The organism is Taibaiella koreensis (assembly GCF_003545715.1).
GTDB lineage: Bacteria > Bacteroidota > Bacteroidia > Chitinophagales > Chitinophagaceae > Taibaiella > Taibaiella koreensis.
On sequence record NZ_QVNU01000001.1, the window covers coordinates 601935 to 617944 of the forward strand.

The 16010-nt window shown below is 50.7% G+C and carries 18 protein-coding genes and 1 tRNA gene; 3 read left to right on the top strand and 16 right to left on the bottom strand.

Annotation, left to right across the window (positions count from 1 at the left end; all coding sequences use genetic code 11):
• Positions 1 to 91: 91 nt before the first annotated feature.
• The gene (locus tag DZK30_RS02595; RefSeq protein WP_118972517.1) at positions 92 to 1105 is read right to left on the bottom strand and encodes a hypothetical protein; all 1014 of its coding nucleotides are present in this window, start codon (positions 1103 to 1105) and stop codon (positions 92 to 94) included.
• A gap of 85 nt (positions 1106 to 1190) precedes the next feature.
• Here DZK30_RS02595 and DZK30_RS02600 point away from each other — a divergent pair, with 85 nt between their 5' ends.
• Positions 1191 to 2978 carry a BamA/TamA family outer membrane protein gene (locus DZK30_RS02600; RefSeq protein ID WP_162902784.1) on the top strand — a complete coding sequence of 596 codons (1788 nt, stop codon included), beginning with the start codon at positions 1191 to 1193 and terminating at the stop codon, positions 2976 to 2978.
• Positions 2979 to 3064: 86 nt separating this feature from the next.
• On the opposite strand, the gene DZK30_RS02605 is transcribed toward DZK30_RS02600, so the two are convergent.
• From DZK30_RS02605 to DZK30_RS25620, 10 genes are all read right to left on the bottom strand, one after another.
• Entirely contained in the window at positions 3065 to 3499 is a 435-nt protein-coding gene (locus tag DZK30_RS02605; protein ID WP_118972519.1) for an FKBP-type peptidyl-prolyl cis-trans isomerase, read from the bottom strand.
• Between the two features lie 392 nt (positions 3500 to 3891).
• On the bottom strand, positions 3892 to 4578 hold the full coding sequence (locus DZK30_RS02610; RefSeq protein ID WP_118972520.1) for an outer membrane beta-barrel protein: 687 nt from the start codon (positions 4576 to 4578) through the stop codon (positions 3892 to 3894).
• A 141-nt stretch (positions 4579 to 4719) separates the two neighbouring features.
• Entirely contained in the window at positions 4720 to 6918 is a 2199-nt protein-coding gene (gene purL / locus DZK30_RS02615) for a phosphoribosylformylglycinamidine synthase subunit PurL (RefSeq protein ID WP_118972521.1), read from the bottom strand.
• 174 nt (positions 6919 to 7092) lie between these two features.
• On the bottom strand, positions 7093 to 7623 hold the full coding sequence (locus DZK30_RS02620; RefSeq protein ID WP_118972522.1) for a hypothetical protein: 531 nt from the start codon (positions 7621 to 7623) through the stop codon (positions 7093 to 7095).
• Between the two features lie 63 nt (positions 7624 to 7686).
• Positions 7687 to 8145 (bottom strand): hypothetical protein, encoded by a 459-nt coding sequence (locus DZK30_RS02625; RefSeq protein WP_118972523.1) that lies wholly within the window; start codon positions 8143 to 8145, stop codon positions 7687 to 7689.
• Between the two features lie 164 nt (positions 8146 to 8309).
• A complete protein-coding gene (locus DZK30_RS02630; RefSeq protein ID WP_118972524.1) occupies positions 8310 to 9449 on the bottom strand; it encodes a DegT/DnrJ/EryC1/StrS family aminotransferase in 1140 nt (379 codons plus the stop codon).
• 113 nt (positions 9450 to 9562) lie between these two features.
• Positions 9563 to 10498 (bottom strand): aspartate carbamoyltransferase catalytic subunit, encoded by a 936-nt coding sequence (locus tag DZK30_RS02635; protein WP_118972525.1) that lies wholly within the window; start codon positions 10496 to 10498, stop codon positions 9563 to 9565.
• 41 nt (positions 10499 to 10539) lie between these two features.
• Positions 10540 to 11070: a bifunctional pyr operon transcriptional regulator/uracil phosphoribosyltransferase PyrR gene (gene pyrR, locus DZK30_RS02640; protein WP_118972526.1), complete on the bottom strand. Its 531-nt coding sequence runs from the start codon at positions 11068 to 11070 to the stop codon at positions 10540 to 10542.
• A gap of 57 nt (positions 11071 to 11127) precedes the next feature.
• Positions 11128 to 11814 carry a pyridoxamine 5'-phosphate oxidase gene (gene pdxH / locus DZK30_RS02645; RefSeq protein ID WP_205529345.1) on the bottom strand — a complete coding sequence of 229 codons (687 nt, stop codon included), beginning with the start codon at positions 11812 to 11814 and terminating at the stop codon, positions 11128 to 11130.
• Entirely contained in the window at positions 11807 to 11947 is a 141-nt protein-coding gene (locus DZK30_RS25620) for a hypothetical protein (RefSeq protein ID WP_162902785.1), read from the bottom strand. Before DZK30_RS25620 ends, pdxH begins: the two co-directional genes overlap by 8 nt.
• Before the next feature lie 195 nt (positions 11948 to 12142).
• Here DZK30_RS25620 and DZK30_RS02650 point away from each other — a divergent pair, with 195 nt between their 5' ends.
• Positions 12143 to 12340 (top strand): hypothetical protein, encoded by a 198-nt coding sequence (locus DZK30_RS02650; protein ID WP_118972527.1) that lies wholly within the window; start codon positions 12143 to 12145, stop codon positions 12338 to 12340.
• Between the two features lie 290 nt (positions 12341 to 12630).
• Here DZK30_RS02650 and DZK30_RS02655 read toward each other — a convergent pair whose 3' ends face one another.
• The 5 genes from DZK30_RS02655 to DZK30_RS02675 form a co-directional block, all read right to left on the bottom strand.
• Positions 12631 to 12906: a hypothetical protein gene (locus DZK30_RS02655; protein WP_118972528.1), complete on the bottom strand. Its 276-nt coding sequence runs from the start codon at positions 12904 to 12906 to the stop codon at positions 12631 to 12633.
• 367 nt (positions 12907 to 13273) lie between these two features.
• Positions 13274 to 13346: transfer RNA gene (locus DZK30_RS02660), tRNA-Lys, on the bottom strand.
• A 90-nt stretch (positions 13347 to 13436) separates the two neighbouring features.
• A complete protein-coding gene (locus DZK30_RS02665) occupies positions 13437 to 13745 on the bottom strand; it encodes a hypothetical protein (RefSeq protein WP_118972529.1) in 309 nt (102 codons plus the stop codon).
• A 281-nt stretch (positions 13746 to 14026) separates the two neighbouring features.
• Positions 14027 to 14683, bottom strand: a complete 657-nt coding sequence (locus tag DZK30_RS02670; RefSeq protein ID WP_118972530.1) for a heme exporter protein CcmB — start codon at positions 14681 to 14683, stop codon at positions 14027 to 14029.
• Between the two features lie 35 nt (positions 14684 to 14718).
• Positions 14719 to 15303 carry a nitroreductase family protein gene (locus tag DZK30_RS02675; RefSeq protein ID WP_118972531.1) on the bottom strand — a complete coding sequence of 195 codons (585 nt, stop codon included), beginning with the start codon at positions 15301 to 15303 and terminating at the stop codon, positions 14719 to 14721.
• A gap of 106 nt (positions 15304 to 15409) precedes the next feature.
• On the opposite strand from DZK30_RS02675, the gene DZK30_RS02680 reads away from it, so the two are divergent.
• The gene (locus DZK30_RS02680; protein WP_118972532.1) at positions 15410 to 15991 is read left to right on the top strand and encodes a D-sedoheptulose-7-phosphate isomerase; all 582 of its coding nucleotides are present in this window, start codon (positions 15410 to 15412) and stop codon (positions 15989 to 15991) included.
• Positions 15992 to 16010: the final 19 nt, after the last annotated feature.

Below are 16010 nucleotides of genomic sequence, written 5' to 3' on the forward strand. Positions count from 1 at the left end.
CCTACGGCGGGAGCAATATAGGACACGGAGTATCAGCTATCCTGCATGATCATGCGGCGTTGCAGTCTGTAGCTATGACCTGTGGGAAGAATCAACGGTAAGGCTGGGGCGCGGAGATGATCATCTTTGTGCTGTCCCCGCTCTTATAATAGAGGGTATCGCTTTTCATGTTAATGTATTTGCCTTCGGCGTACGAATAGCCCCGGCCCGTGCTGTCGAAGGTGACTGTTTTGCAACGATAGACCCGGCACAGGGAATCACGTACCCGTGCTTCGTTCAGTGTGTTGGATGCCAGCAACCTTTGTTCGGCAACCAGCACGGCGACGTAATCATCTGCTGCGATATCGCCCGTTTGTAAGGCCCGTTGTACCAGGGGCAGGCAGGCTTTCAGGTTTTCCAGCTGGTCAAGATTAACGATCATGGAAATCTGCTCTTCCGCTGCCGGCCCTACGGCAGTTCTGGTGAAGAGATTGCCGTTGTCCTGCAGGAGCGAAACCAATTGCTGCGACCAGTCAGCTACATCTTCCTTATATCGCTGTTCTATCTGCAGCCGCCGCGCTTTGGATAATTCCTGCTTTTGATCATAGTTGTGTTTCTCCTTTAATCGTTGCCATTGAGCGTTCAGCAGCAGAAGCTTTAGGCCGGTGTTCCGGTCGGGATAGTAATCCAGTGTGCGATAGTAATCCGATACTCTTGTTACGATCAGACGCTGCAGAAAGGTATCGGTTGCCAGTGCCGGTCCGAAAGTATAATCGTTGAGCATGTCGAAGGGATTACCGCCGCCGCCGGTGAGCTTCAAACCATAATCGGCATTGTTCTGCACATAAAGGTAGGCTGTGGAGCGGTCATTCTTATACCAGTAGGCGGTGGCCAGCGCCAGCTCCAGCTTGCTGTAATCGATGAAATTCTCTTTTCGTGCCCGGCTGCAATATTGTATGGCCGAATCATATTGGCCCGCGGCAAACAAAGTATTCAGCTGGGCTATGGCCTGGCTTTCTTTTTTATAATAGGCATCATCCCGCGACACCATGTAGTGCCTGGTCTGGAAGGCGACGCACTGGCTTACCGCGACCAACAGGCCGCATAGGAGCATGCTTTTTTTCATGGACAGGTAATTTTTGCCAGTCCAATTTAAGAAAATCCGGGTAACCAAATAAAAACTACTTTTGGTTTTCGTCCTTATGGCGCTCATGAAACGGTACTTATTGCCTTTGGTCCTGGCGGCTTGTCTGTGCCTGCCATCGTTCCGCGCTTCGGCCCAGCAAATGAGCCTGGTGCTGGAAGCCGTGGATACGCCTGTGTCGTACCTCGATAAAAAGCCGTTGCCTGCACGGCAGACGTTCGACAATCCTCCGGAGGCCTTTGCTTATCTCCGTGACCTGGTACCGCGTATCAGGGAGCAGGGATACCTGGCAGCCTCGACCGATAGCGTTATTTATGCCGATACTACGATTACAGTACGGCTTTACAGGGGGCCAAGATACCGCTGGGCCCGGCTTTCCTTCGATAAGATACCGGCTGCGCTGCTGACCGGCATGGGTATAGCGGCGAGGGACTGGGAGGGGCAGCCGGTCGGGCCCCGGCGATTAACAGCGCTTAGCGAGCGTATGCTGAAGTATTGCGAAGACAATGGCTATCCTTTTGCGTATACCACCTTCAGCGATATTGAAGGTAAACCAGATGAGCTGAAAGCCTCGATGGTGCTGGAGCGGGGAGAGCTTGTGCGGTACGATACCCTGGTAATAGAAGGCGAAGTGGAAGTGTCCCGCGAATTCCTGCAACAGTATCTTGGCATCAGGCAGGGCGATCTCTACAATGAAAGCCAGCTACGCCTGCTGAGCAAAAGACTGAGTGAGCTACCCTTCCTCCAGGAAGCACAGCCCTGGCGAATCGACTTCAGCGTGATGGGCACCAAGCTGCACCTTTACCTGAAGGAGAAGAAGGCAAACCAGCTGAACGGTATCATTGGTCTGCAGCCCAATACGGTGGAGACCGGTAAATTCCTGCTGACGGCCGATATTCTTCTGGCGTTGAAAAATGTGCTCGGCTATGGCGAGAGCATTGCTGCAACGTATCAAAACCTGCAATACAAATCGCCGCGTTTTCATGCCGATGCCGCACTACCTTATCTGCTGGGAACGCCTTTCGGACTGGAAGGCAGCTTCGATCTCTTCAAAAGGGATACCACCTTCCGGCGTACCTCTTTCGATGCCGGTGTCCGGTACCAGTTTAACGCTACGGACTATGTAAAGGTAGGTTACCAGACCTTTAGCAACCGGCTGATTACGGCCGATACCAATTATGTACGCAACAACCGCAAGCTACCCGATAACCTGGATGTGACCACGAAGGGAGCAACTGTAGAGTTTTATATGGATCGCACCGATTACCGGCTCAATCCCCGGAAAGGTTGGCAGGCAAAGGTTTCGGCCTCGGGGTTGGTTCGTTCCGTACTTACCAATGATGCGATCACCGGTATCAGCGACGGGTCGGGATTCGACTATGCAACGCTCTACGATACCGCTAATACAGATAAATACCAATATCGTATCTCTGGTTCGGGTAATTATTATTTCCCCCTTGCCCGCAATATCAGCTTGCGCTTGGGTTACAATGCCGGATATATCAGCGGCAAGCGTCTTTTCCTTAATGAGCTGTACCAGCTGGGCGGATTCAAATTACTGCGGGGATTCGACGAGCAAAGTATCTATGCGAGCCAGTATCATGTGGGTACCCTGGAGCTGAGGCTGCTGCTGGGCCGCAATTCCTGCTTTTACCTCTTCAGCGATAATGCCTATATCCAGGCCATCTATACAGATATCCGCCACGACGATTACCCGGTAAGCTTCGGAGGTGGTATTACGCTCGAAAATAAATCGGGAATATTTAACGTGGCGATAGGCCTGGGTAAGCATAGCGGGGAAAACTTCCAGTTCCGGCAGGCGAAACTGCATTTCGGCTATACCGCCTATTTTTAAAAGGATATCCTTTTGCTCTTTTTGGGAAAAAAGAAGGGCCATCCGCAACGGATAACCCTTTCAAACCAGCTGCCGTATAACAGGCCTTAGTTGATGCCCAGCAATTCCACGTCAAATATTAAAGTTGAATTGGGGCCAATATCGCTACCCATCTGGCGGCTGCCGTATCCCAGCGCCGAAGGGATAAAGAAACGGTATTTGCTACCCAGGCTCATGAGCTGCACGCCTTCGGTCCAGCCGGCGATCACCTGGTTGAGTGGAAAGGTTGCAGGCTGGCCGCGCTGCACCGAGCTGTCAAATATTTTACCGTCGATAAGCGTACCATGGTAATGGCAGGTAACGCGGTTGCTCGCGACGGGTTTAGGGCCCTCGCCTTCTTTCAGCACCAGGTATTGGAGGCCGCTGGGGAGACTTACAACACCTTCCTTATTTTTGTTCTCTTCGAGAAAGGCCTCTCCGGCCTTCAGGTTGGCTTCTGCTTTTTCCTTGTTCTTGGAAGCCAGTATATCTGCTATACCCATATGAAAATTTTGTTGCGAAAATAAGCAAATTGCGGCATGGACGCACGCCGGATACAGTATGATCTATGCGCAGTGGTATAGAATGCAAGGGGCGTCATACATTATCACACCTTTAACCAACTTCTTTGCCCGGTAGTTGTTATATAGGTACAACGAATATTTACAACGCATTCGGAAGATACTGGCAGTGCTATAATTCAGTAGAGTTGTTTTGTGATGCGTTTTCAATATGGCACTGTTAGTGTTTTGATTGTGAAAGCCTTCGTTCCTCTTCAGGAGCGGAGGCATTTTTTACCATGCAACAGGTCGCTTTGGCGCTCTATTTCAGGGGGACGGAAAAATAAAAAGGGCCACACACGGCGGCCCTTTTATTATCGATTCAGCGACAAGCATTAATCTTCGCTATTGTCTTCTTTTTTATCTTGTTCAATTTCTTCTTTTTCCATGCGGCTGCCATGATTCATTTTCATGTGGTGGCCTTTACGATGGCCGTGACCGCAGAAGATATTCTTGGACACACCAATATGAGCCTGGCTGCCGAAAGTCAGGTTGAAGCCTGTAGCAGCGTTTTTTGCACCGGAAGCTTTGAGGGTTTCGAATTCGGCGCCACCAAAAGAGAAATTGAGGGCAAAGCCTTTGTGGACCATGATGGCGATGGCCGGTGTTACTGTAGCCCGGAAGCCATTGGAATGAAGCGCTTTAACGCCTGATGCGGTGCTACCGTCGCTGTTTCCCAGATACAAAGCTTCTGCCTGAGCATAGAACGCAAAGATCTTGTTGAGCGGCTGGGTGTAACGGCCAAAAACGCCGGCGGTGTATTCGTTGTTGTAGGTCCAGTCTTTGGCGCCGCTGGCCTTACGCCTTGTAGTACCAAAAGAGCCGGTAACACCCAGTGTCCAATGATCGTCGAACTGGTAGCCTACACCAGGATGGATGTTAAGGCCCAAAGTTTTATTATCGCCGGCATCTTTGCGTGTATTGATGCCCAGGTCACCGAATACCAGAACACTATTGGCCTGTGCGTTTGCAGCCATGGCTGCGCCTCCGATCAGTAAAGCAGAAAGGATAACTTTTTTCATAAAAAAATTGAGGGTTAGTTAAATGGATTACGCCGTAATTTTAATTACGGCGTAATAGTACTACGAAGATTTTGATTTTAATAGCAAGCGGCATGTTTTTTTCTCGTTAATGCCCTCGTATTCATTGTTTTGCTTAAGTTATTAACGCAGCTCATTTTCTATTGCGGTATCATATTGCGTTTTCCAGGATGCGGTAGCGCTCCAGTCGGCGCCATCGATCACAATATTGCCTGCGGTAACCGTGCCCAGGTATTCCAGGGGATGATCACCAACGGCGGCTTCGAAAGCTGCTTTCTGACCCGGGTTTACGCTCACCACTACGCGACTTTGTGCTTCGCCGAAGAGGAAGGCATCGGGACGTAGTTCGCTGTTCAGCGCAATGGAAAAACCTTTATCATTTACGGCCGCGCTTTCGAGCAGGGTAGTGAACAGGCCACCTTCACTCACGTCGTGGGCCGACAGGACCAATTTGTCCTTAATGAGCGAAGCTACTTTGTTTTGGAGGGCTGCTTCTTCCTGCAGGTCGAAATGTGGCGCGGGGCTATGGGTCACTTCGTGCAGCTTGAACAGGTACTCCGAACCGTTGATATCGTTGCGGCTGCGACCCAGCAGGTAAATATGATCGCCTTCGTTCTTAAAGTCCAGCGTCATGGCATGGCTGATATGATCCAGCACGCCTACCATGCCGATGGTCGGCGTAGGGTACACGGGACCATCTTCCGACTGGTTGTAAAAGCTTACATTACCACCGGTAACCGGGGCGTCAAACTGGATACAGGCGTCGCTCATGCCACGCAGTGCGTGCACAAACTGGTAGTAAACCTCAGGATTGTAGGGGTTACCGAAATTAAGACAGTTGGTCACACCTACGGGCTGGCCGCCACTGCATACGATATTGCGGGCCGCCTCGCTCACCGCGATCATACCGCCTACATGCGGATTGAGGAATACATAGCGACTATTGCAGTCTACCGTTACTGCGAGCGCTTTGTCGGTACCATGAATACGTACGATAGCCGCATCCGAGGGGTTATTGGTCGAAGCATTGGCTGTACCTACCATCGAATCGTACTGATCGTATACCCAACGTTTGGAAGCGATATTGGGCAGGCGGATGATCTGCTCTGCAACCGCTTTCAGGTCGCCGGGCCGGGGAATGCTGTTCTGATCGAATGCATTGACCTGTGCAAAATAAGCAGGTTCTTTATATTCACGCTCATATACCGGGGCACCGCCGCCCAGCACCAGGCTTTCGCCGGGCACGTCAGCCATCAATTCGCCATCCAGGTAGTATTTAAGACGCTCTTCTTTAGTCACTTCACCTATCTGCTCACAATGGATATCCCATTTGTCAAATATGGCCTGTACTTCGGCTTCCTTGCCTTTCTCGATCACGATCAGCATACGCTCCTGGCTCTCGCTCAGCAGCATTTCCCAGGCTTTCATATTTTCCTGGCGGGTGGGTACCTTGCTCAGGTCTATATTCATGCCATGCTGGCCTTTGGCGCTCATCTCGGAAGTGGAGCAGCTGATGCCTGCTGCGCCCATATCCTGCATGCCGATCACGAGATCTTTGCCTACCAGTTCCATGCAGGCTTCCAATAGTTTTTTCTCTTCGAAAGGGTCGCCTACCTGTACGGCCGGCAGTTGCTCGGCACTGTCTTCGGTAATATCGGCAGAAGCGAATGAAGCGCCGCCGATACCGTCTTTACCAGTCGCCGCACCTACGATAAATACGGGGTTGCCTTCGCCATAGGAAGTTGCAGAGAAGGTTTGTCCCACCTTTACAATGCCCACGCTCATGGCATTTACCAGGGGATTGGTCTGGTAGCAATCTTCGAAGTATACCTCGCCGCCCACTGTAGGTACACCGAAACAGTTGCCGTAATGGCTGATGCCTTTTACGATGCCTTTCAGCAGGTGCTGTGTTTTGGGGTTTTTCAGGTTACCAAAGCGCAGCGAGTTGAGGGCTGCGATAGGACGGGCGCCCATGGTAAAGATGTCACGGTGAATGCCGCCCACGCCTGTAGCCGCACCCTGGAAAGGTTCAATAGCCGAGGGGTGGTTGTGCGACTCGATCTTGAATACTACCGCCAGGCCATCGCCGATATCGACCAGGCCCGCGTTCTCTTCGCCGGCTTTTACCAGCAGCCTGCTGCCATCGCGGGGAAGCTTTTTAAGGTATTTGATGGAATTCTTGTAGCTGCAATGCTCGCTCCACATAACGGAGTACATCGCGGTTTCGTTGAAATTGGGCGTGCGGCCCAGTATCTTCTTGATTTCTTCAAATTCTGCTTCCTGCAGTCCCAGTTGCCTGGCTTGATCGAGTGTTGCTTCCATTATGGAATGTGCGGATTGCGATTTAAGAATTACGATAGCCCGTACCGTATTTTTGGAAATGCAAAAGTAGGTTAAGAAACGAAGAAATTAAAATGGAAATACCAGGAAAGGGCTATCGGAGCCTCCCCGGAACAGGCCAAAAATGTGGATAGGCCGGCCCGCCGGGGCCTTTCGTTAGATATTGCCTTGTTTGCTGGAAGCCGGGATCGGTATTTCTCCGTTGAAAGTTTCTGTTCCGGTATACAAGGGCATGCCTAATAACCGCCACTCCCTGGTGGCCTCTACGATATATCGGAAATGCAGGTTGTCGGGCGCTGTTAATACTTGTACAGCTAAGGGTCTCCAGACATGGCCATAATGAAAGCCGGTTTGAAAAGATACGGCGCTCAGGGGCACGTAACGACCGCTGAGGGTATCACGCCCGTAATGGACACGGAGCAGGTAATTGCCGGACGGTGTTTCTTTTATACTAGTGGTCAGTTCATCGTAGATGTCATGTACAATGGTTGTGCGAAGGTGCTCCGGAGTCCTGAACGACACTGCTTTCCAGTTATGGCCGATAGAGGCTTGGGCGAGCAGGATGAAGAGTATTGCAGCTGCCGGTAACCTCCATTTCCTTTTAGTCGATTTTTCAGTACGTACAAGGGCACCCAAAAACAGGATAAGTGTTGTAAGTGCCAGCAGGGAAAAAAGTAACTCGCTCATGGGTCGGAAGTGTATTACAAAGATAAAGATCATTTGCCTGCCATGAAATGGGCTTTGCTCCTCTTACCTGCATAGTCGCTGTTCGATCAGCCGGGCTTCCTGCTCCAGCGCGCCATCGGGATAGCCCACGGTGAGGCACTCCTTAAGATACTGTTCCAGGAAGGGCTCAAAGCCGCCCATGCGTTCGTATTGCATCGTATGTACCAACTCGTGTACCACCAGGCTGCGATCGTGCCGGCGGTCGTTGCGGATAAAAATGCCATAGCGGAAAGTAGTGCCGGCTGTGCCGGACCATAACAGCCCCAGGCGCTCGGTGGCGGCCTTGAGCTCCGGTAACGCCGGCTCCGGCGCCCGGTCGGCGTACCACAGCCGTACCTTCTCGATCGCTTTAACGCCGGCCAGATAGGCGTCGATCTGTTGATCCTCGTTCAGGGGGACGCCGTTGTCGAGGATCCAGGATTCCTGCTGCTTTGCCCAGGCACAGGCCATTGGGAATATCCTGATGAACGTCTCATTCGTCATAGGTTAGGGTATACTATTCCAATAATAAATAACGCCGGAAAAAGGTTCACCGGCCGGCGGGTGCAGCCCCTGGTTATCCATGGCCAGATTATTGGTTTTTAATTAAAAAGCAAAAGGTTGCCGATAGGCAACCTTTTGTATAGCAATATTTTAGCTGGTAGCATTTATCCGGCCAACTCATTGACGATCTCCAGCACCTGTGTGGTGATATAATTCAATTCATCGTCGCTCAACTCGGTATGAATGGGCAGCGACAACACGCGTTTGTTCAGGTAATCGGTAATCTCAAGGTTGTAATCTGCTCCGCCCATGGCGGCAAACATCTCTTGCTTATGACTCGGTACGGGATAATAGATCATGGAAGGGATGCCGCGCTCGGCCAGGCGTTGCTGCACCGCGTCCCGGTCTACCTTGTCCAGCTGTATCGTGTACTGATGAAAGACGTGATAGCCGTAATCGGCGCGATAGGGTGTGGTGATCAGCTCATGGCCGGCGAAGGCGCGGTCGTAATAGTCGGCTGCCGCCCTGCGGGCATCGCAGTAGTGATCCAGTTCCTTGAGCTTGATACGCAGCACTGCGGCCTGAATGGTATCCAGCCGGCTGTTGCAGCCTACGATCTCGTGGTAATAACGCACTTTCTGACCGTGGTTGGCGACCATCTGCATCTTTTCGTATAGCGCCGTGTCATTGGTGAAGATGGCGCCGCCGTCGCCGTAGCAACCCAGGTTTTTGGAAGGGAAAAAGGAGGTGGTGCCAATGGTTCCCATGGTCCCGTTAGCTTTACGCAGACCGTCGGGGAAGGTGTAATGTCCACCTATCGCCTGGGCATTATCTTCAATCACGGGAATTTTATATTCAGCAGCAATATCCAGGATCTCGTTCATGGCCGCGCTCTGGCCATAGAGATGCACCGGGATAATGGCTTTTGTACGCGGTGTAATGGCCGCCCTTATTGCAGCAGGGTCTATGGTGAAAGTACGGGGATCCACCTCTACGAATACGGGCTTGAGGCCCAGCAAGGCTACTACTTCCACTGTGGCAATAAAGGTAAAGGACGGTGTGATCACTTCGTCGCCAGGCTTAAGGTCCAGGGCCATCAGCGCGATCTGCAGCGCGTCGGTACCATTAGCGCAGGGGATCACATGTTTCACATCAAGGTATTGTTCCAGCTCTTGTGCAAACAGCTTGACATCCTGACCGTTGATAAAAGCGGTGCTGTCGATCACAGCTGCGATCGCTTCATCGATCTGCGGTTTTATTTTCTGGTACTGGCGTTTGAGATCCACCATTTGTAAGGGCTCCATAGGCAATATTGAATGAGTAGTAGTAAACATTAGAAATTAGGGCAACCTGCTTGTCGGTTGCAGCGGGTATAAAACGTGTGTCTGCTTTAAATAGTATGGCGGATCCGGGATTTCTAATTCAGCGCCTCTTCCTTTTTTCCGGCAAGCAGGTACAGGACAGCCATACGCACAGCCACGCCATTTTGCACCTGGTCCAGAATGATCGATTGCTTGCTGTCGGCGACATCGCTGTTCAACTCCACACCCCTGTTAATGGGGCCCGGGTGCATAATCACCACCTCTTTGTCCAGCGAGTCAAGCAGGGTCTTGTTTACGCCATAGTATAGCGAATATTCCCGCAGGGTGGAGAACAGGGGCTTGTTCTGGCGTTCGAGCTGAATACGCAATACGTTGGCCACGTCGCACCAGGCAAGGGTTTCATGTACATTATAAGATACCCTTACACCCAATTTTTCAATATGCCTGGGAATGAGTGTGGGCGGACCGCATACCGTTACTTCAGCGCCCATTTTGGTGAGGAGGTAAATATTGCTGAGCGCCACCCGTGAATGCATGATGTCGCCGAGCAGGGCCACCTTTTTCCCGGCCAGGCTACCCAGTCGCTCCCTTATGGAAAAGGCGTCGAGCAGCGCCTGGGTAGGATGCTCGTTGATACCATCGCCGGCATTGACGATGGCGGCATTGATGTGCTGCGCCAGGAAATGCGGAGCGCCGCTGGCCGAATGGCGCATCACTACCATGTCTACCTTCATCGACAGGATATTGTTCACGGTATCGATAAGGGTTTCCCCTTTGGATACCGAACTGCCCGATGCGGTAAAGTTGATGGTGTCGGCGCTAAGCCTTTTCTCCGCCAGCTCAAACGAAATGCGGGTACGGGTGGAGTTTTCGTAAAATAAGTTAACTATAGTAGTGTCGCGGAGGGTAGGAACCTTCTTGATCGGGCGTTGCAGCACGTCCTTGAATTGATCTGCCGTACGGAGTATCAGGTCTATATCTCCCGGCGTAAGATCTTTGATGCCCAACAGGTGTTTTACGGATAATGACACTATGCTGTATTATTTTTTTGAACTTTAAAGATGGGCGATCGCTAGTCCAGCATCACCACTTCGTCCTTTTCATCTTTTTCCTGCCACAATACCCTTACCTTCTGCGCAGCCACCGAATCGACGGTCATGCCCACATAGTCGGGTTGAATGGGAAGCTCCCTGCTGAAACGGCGGTCGATAAGCACCAGCAGCTCCACCGATTCGGGTCTTCCAAAATCGAGCAGGGCATCCAGGCCGGCTCTTATGGTGCGCCCGGTGTACAGCACGTCGTCTACCAGCACTACCTTTTTATTTTCCAGACTGAAATTGATGTCCGTCTCCTTGGCGATATGTAGCTCGCCGGAAGTATTGAAGTCGTCGCGGTAAAAAGTAATGTCCAGTTTCCCATACGGGATCTGTGCCGCAGGCAGCAAGGTTTTCAGCTTATGATGAATACGGTCGGAAAGATAAATGCCTCTTGGCTGCAGCCCTATCAGCACAGTAGCCGAAAAGTCAACATGGTTTTCCAGCAACTGGTGGGCCAGGCGTTCGATCGTGATCTGTAGCTGTTGCTGGTTGAAAAGCGATTTCATAATATCGGTTATACGGCGTTGCCGGTTATATCGGGTTGCACCGCAGATAATGATCGGTTAAGGTGCGATACGGAATTTTTCCCAGGCACCGTAGCCAGGCAGGGCGTCTTCCCCGTTGTCGGTTTCAGGCTCGCGAAAAAACACTATGCGGTCATGGAGGCGGTTTTTCCGGCCTTGCCAGAATTCGATCTTTTCCGGGATCACCTTATACCCACCCCAGTGTGCGGGACGTGGCACTTCACTATCGGCATATTGCGTCTCCATTTCCTGTGCCCGGTGTTCCAGCTCTTCGCGGCCTTCGATCACCTGGCTCTGCGGCGATACGGCTGCGCTGATCTGGCTTCCTTTGGGCCGGGAATGAAAATAGGCGTCAGAATCGGCCGCGGGTACTTTACGGGCCACGCCTTCGATACGTACCTGGCGCTCCAGCTCTTTCCAGAAAAACAACAAGGCTACCGATTCTTCCTCGGCGATCTGGCGACCTTTATCGCTCTCGTAATTGGTGAAAAAAGAGAAGCCCTCCTTGTCCAGTCCTTTCAGCAGTACAATGCGTGCCGAAGGCAGACCCCATACATTGGCAGTGGCCAGGGTCATGGCATTGACCTCGGTAATGCCGGCGGCTTCGGCCTCGCCGAACCACTTTTGAAAAAACAGAAGCGGATCGTCGCCCACTTCTGTTTCATTCAGCGTCGCCTTCTGGTAGTCGGCACGTATTTGTCCAATATGTTTGGAAATATCAGTCATGAAGATCGGAAGTGTTCAGGTATTTGAACATTACCCAGATCCATACGATCGCCATCAGGATCACGAGGGAATAGGTAACGATCTCACCGATCTTGTTGCCGGCATCGTAAACGTTGAGCAGTACTGAGGTCATATGCGGATATTTATATTGTCGGAAGCTTTATTTTAACGCAGGCAAAGGTATTACAAAACATGGTATAATCAAAGCCGTTTCGGGGAAAATCGATGCTGTACGGACTACAGGAAAACCCCCGGTGCCAAAATCAAGGTATGCTGCTATTTTCCGGAACAGGCTGGTCTGTATCTTGTGCTTTAAATCAACACGGCAATGAAAAAGAAAAACCAAAGCACCAGGCTATCCCTGGCAAAAAAGAGTGTACTGTCTTTGACAGCCGGTTATATCTTCGGCGGCGCGCCCAACTCGGGTACCTGCAATAAATATACGGCTGCCAATTGTGTTACGGTGGTAGAGATACTCTGCGGCGTGACCTTTATGTGTATCGAGACCCGTAACCCCAAATGTTGAGCGCAACTACAATGACATGTCACAAAACGGCAGCCCTAAAGAGCTGCTGTTTTATTGTTGTAATATATGATAATCTTAATTAATGCAAAAAAGCATTATCATTGATTGTTGGCCGCTATATTTGTCCCATCAGTAAACGTCGTTGAAGTAGACGTAAGCGTTTTCTGTTTTCTGTTTTCGCCCCGGTAGTATTGCCGGGGCTTTTCTTTTGAGCAGGCTGGTCGCAAGATTGACCAGGTTCGTCATTCGCTTCCGTAGCACTGCGTCGGGTCGATGATTGCCGGAGAAAGCTATATAGCCTCGTCGACCGGGATATCTTTCCAGCCAAAGGCATCGTGTGGAAAGTATACCATCCTGAGCTTGTTCATTTTGATCTTCCGGAGGAGGTGATCGGGATTCAGCAAGCTGATGATCATGTAGTATTTCATGATATTGCCATTCATGTCCATGATGGCCCTGATGCCGGAGTGGCTCAATTGTTCATACTCCGCCATGTTGAGGCCTAATAGCCAGGCGATCTTTTCGCCGGGCGGAACGTAGTGGTTCCTTTTCAGTGGGGTTTCCATATTTTAGGTTTGGTTGTTTGGTCCTGTTCAAATGTACAATAGAAGAAAAATTGCCGCAACCGGTCAAAGGCGCTTTTAAGCTTTCTTTATATGCAAGGGAGGCGAATACCTGGTATTTGATCTGGTGTTCCTAAGGATGTACCAAAGCGGGAGGAATGATAATGAGATCAACCGTCCTGTCCGGTGCCGGCCGGAATGCGTCAGCGGTCTGAACGGCCGCTGAATGTATGCCAGCTTTTAAAGAGAACATAGCCGATCGGATCGCGAGTCTATGATTTTGCAGGGAGTGGCATTGCAGATCGGGAACAATAGTGGTGCAAAGCAAAAGCGCCTATGAATTTCTATCATAAGCGCCTTGTTGTTTCAGTGTCCTCGTAGGGACTCGAACCCTAGACCCGCTGATTAAGAGTCAGCTGCTCTACCAACTGAGCTACGAAGACGGGAGCGCAAAGCTAAGGAAAAAATGTAAATTTAATCGTATCGTAATTATTGAATCCGGTATAAAATAGTAAAGAGCTTACCGGTTGCTATTAACGGTCCTGCAGTTTTTGGGCTTTGAAAGCATCGAATTGCCTTTTGAAGTCTGCGATCGTATCGCAAACAATGATGCGATAACCGCTTGCGTTGAACATATTCGTATTCCTGCGCCCTTTGTTCTGCCCGATTACGACTGCGAAACGTTCGCCCAGGAACAGGGCTTCGATATTGATTACCGGTTGCTTGCCCGAAAAAAAGTAAAGTACCCTGGCAGGTAATCCAAATTCCTTTTTCCACTTGATATAGCCGCCTATGCCGGTAATCACTTTGCAGATCTCACGTTGAAGTGCTGCGGTATCCATAATGATCAGATGATTAAAATACGATCGGCCAACAGGCACGACCCGTAATTAAACGTCTAATGTACAACCTTTGTTCGTAACCCGGTGTGAGGGAAAAGATAAAGATAAATGATGATGAGATACAAGAGCCATGAGTCAGGATTCAAGACCTAAGAATCAAAATTCAAAATTCAAAATCCGAAATTCAAAATCCAATAACCCTGGCACTTCAATCCTGATGCTAATCGCACATCTAATATCGCACATCTAATATCTAACCTCTAATATCTCACATCTAAAAACTACTCCTTCCATAAAAAGGGGAACAGCACGGCGGCGAGGCCCAGTATGAGCACATCAAGCCCCAACATGACCCATACCATGCTCCACCAGCTTTCCTGTTGTACAGAGGCTACGGCGCCGAGGGCAAGGTTGCTGAGCACCATCAGTAGGGGAATGGCGATGGGAAAGCCCAGAATAGCCATCAGCGCGGCGTTCTGCCTTGCCTGGGCTGCTATGGCCGACAGGAAGGTGAACAGCAGCGACAGGCTACCCGCACCCAGGCTGGCTACACCGATAAAAGTACCGGCACGGATAACAGGGCTGCCCAGCAGCAGGTGGAACAACAACAGGGAAATGAACATCATGGCTATCATGAGCACCAGGCTATAGACCATTTTGGCCAGGATATATTGCACCGGTGCTACCAAGGTGAAATAATAACGCATGCGCGCTTCTCCTTCCTGCAAAAAGCTCTTGGCCACCGTATTAACGGTAACAAACAACTGCGCTACCCAAAACAAGGCATTCCAGATGCGGCTTTCGGGCCGGCCGGCCATCATATACAGTACAAATACCGTACAACCCACATAAAGAATGACGCCAAAAAAAGTATGCTTTTGGCGCCATTCCAGCAGGAAATCTTTACGGATGAGTGTGAGTATCTGCTTCAGGTACATGTATGCTTATATCAATTAGGAAATGCTTGTCCCCCTCAGGCCCAAACGATCTTCTCGTCCAGGGGAATATTGCGTACGGCCTCTTTACGCGGCTGGTCGCTGTAGCCCAGGTACATAAAGCTGACTACCTGGTCTTCTTCCTGCAGCTTCAGGTAGGCCTTCATAGCCGGCTTCAAAGCCATACCGCCCGTATTCCATATCGCAGCCAGGCCCAGGGCTTCGGCACCCAGCAACACATTCTGCACTGCCGCTGATGTGGCGGCATATTCCTCCATCATGGGAATCTTGGCTTCGGGTGTCCGGCGCATCACCGTGATCACCAGGTGCGACGCCATATCGCCGGCATGGGCCAGGTTCTCAAAGGTCTGTTCTTTACGGTTTTCTTCGGCAGTGTGGTCCCAGTACAGTTGTGCATGATCCTGGCAAAACTGTTTCAGCGACGCTCCTGCATAAACGAAAAACCGCCAGGGCTCTGTGCGTGCATGCGTAGGCGCGTAGTCGGCCAGCTGCAGCAACTGTTGTATGATTGTGTCCGGAATCAGCTGCCCGTTCATGGCGGCTGCTTTAGTGGTGCGCCTGTCTTTGATGATCCGGGCTACGGTTTCAAAATCCTGGTTCATTGATACTGTGTTTATACTTTTGAAAATAACGGCGCAAAAGTACTAAAGATTAAGCGGGTTTCTGATTAATTGCTATTTTTGACCATTAGCAAACATTCCCACAGATATGAATCAGAAGATCGCCGATATTTTAGACGCATCCATAAAGGTCAAACAACAGGTACTGTCCGACGAGCGGTTGATCGCCACCGTAAGTGAAGTGACGGAGAAGATCATCGCGGCATTTTCTTCGGGAAATAAAGTATTATTCTGTGGCAACGGCGGTAGCGCTGCCGATGCCCAGCATCTTGCAGCCGAGTTCTCGGGCCGTTTTTATACCGACAGGAATCCCTTGCCTTCCGAAGCACTGCATTGTAATACCTCGTACCTCACAGCAGTAGCCAACGACTACGGCTACGAGCTGGTCTATAGCCGTTTATTGCGGGGTATGGGCAAAGCCGGCGATTTGCTTGTCGGGCTCAGCACCTCAGGCAATTCTGCCAATATTCTTAAGGCCTTCGAGCTGGCAAAAGAAATGGGTGTGATAACCGTAGGCCTCACCGGTGCCGGCGGTGGCAAAATGAAGCCGCTCTGCGACTACCTGATCAATATTCCCAGCAACGATACGCCGAGGATACAGGAATGTCACATTACGATAGGCCATATTATCTGTCAGCTGGCAGAAGAACGCTTGTTTCCCAAATCATAATAAGAATCCCCCGTTATTC

Excerpts from the sequence above, each read along its gene's own strand:
- DZK30_RS02595 (WP_118972517.1), bottom strand. The coding sequence starts at position 1,105 with ATGAAAAAAAGCATGCTCCTATGCGGCCTGTTGGTCGCGGTAAGCCAG.
- DZK30_RS02600 (WP_162902784.1), top strand. The coding sequence starts at position 1,191 with ATGAAACGGTACTTATTGCCTTTGGTCCTGGCGGCTTGTCTGTGCCTG.
- DZK30_RS02605 (WP_118972519.1), bottom strand. The coding sequence starts at position 3,499 with ATGGGTATAGCAGATATACTGGCTTCCAAGAACAAGGAAAAAGCAGAA.
- DZK30_RS02610 (WP_118972520.1), bottom strand. The coding sequence starts at position 4,578 with ATGAAAAAAGTTATCCTTTCTGCTTTACTGATCGGAGGCGCAGCCATG.
- purL (WP_118972521.1), bottom strand. The coding sequence starts at position 6,918 with ATGGAAGCAACACTCGATCAAGCCAGGCAACTGGGACTGCAGGAAGCA.
- DZK30_RS02620 (WP_118972522.1), bottom strand. The coding sequence starts at position 7,623 with ATGAGCGAGTTACTTTTTTCCCTGCTGGCACTTACAACACTTATCCTG.
- DZK30_RS02625 (WP_118972523.1), bottom strand. The coding sequence starts at position 8,145 with ATGACGAATGAGACGTTCATCAGGATATTCCCAATGGCCTGTGCCTGG.
- DZK30_RS02630 (WP_118972524.1), bottom strand. The coding sequence starts at position 9,449 with ATGGAGCCCTTACAAATGGTGGATCTCAAACGCCAGTACCAGAAAATA.
- pyrR (WP_118972526.1), bottom strand. The coding sequence starts at position 11,070 with ATGAAATCGCTTTTCAACCAGCAACAGCTACAGATCACGATCGAACGC.
- pdxH (WP_205529345.1), bottom strand. The coding sequence starts at position 11,814 with ATGACTGATATTTCCAAACATATTGGACAAATACGTGCCGACTACCAG.
- DZK30_RS25620 (WP_162902785.1), bottom strand. The coding sequence starts at position 11,947 with ATGACCTCAGTACTGCTCAACGTTTACGATGCCGGCAACAAGATCGGT.
- DZK30_RS02650 (WP_118972527.1), top strand. The coding sequence starts at position 12,143 with ATGAAAAAGAAAAACCAAAGCACCAGGCTATCCCTGGCAAAAAAGAGT.
- DZK30_RS02655 (WP_118972528.1), bottom strand. The coding sequence starts at position 12,906 with ATGGAAACCCCACTGAAAAGGAACCACTACGTTCCGCCCGGCGAAAAG.
- DZK30_RS02665 (WP_118972529.1), bottom strand. The coding sequence starts at position 13,745 with ATGGATACCGCAGCACTTCAACGTGAGATCTGCAAAGTGATTACCGGC.
- DZK30_RS02670 (WP_118972530.1), bottom strand. The coding sequence starts at position 14,683 with ATGTACCTGAAGCAGATACTCACACTCATCCGTAAAGATTTCCTGCTG.
- DZK30_RS02675 (WP_118972531.1), bottom strand. The coding sequence starts at position 15,303 with ATGAACCAGGATTTTGAAACCGTAGCCCGGATCATCAAAGACAGGCGC.
- DZK30_RS02680 (WP_118972532.1), top strand. The coding sequence starts at position 15,410 with ATGAATCAGAAGATCGCCGATATTTTAGACGCATCCATAAAGGTCAAA.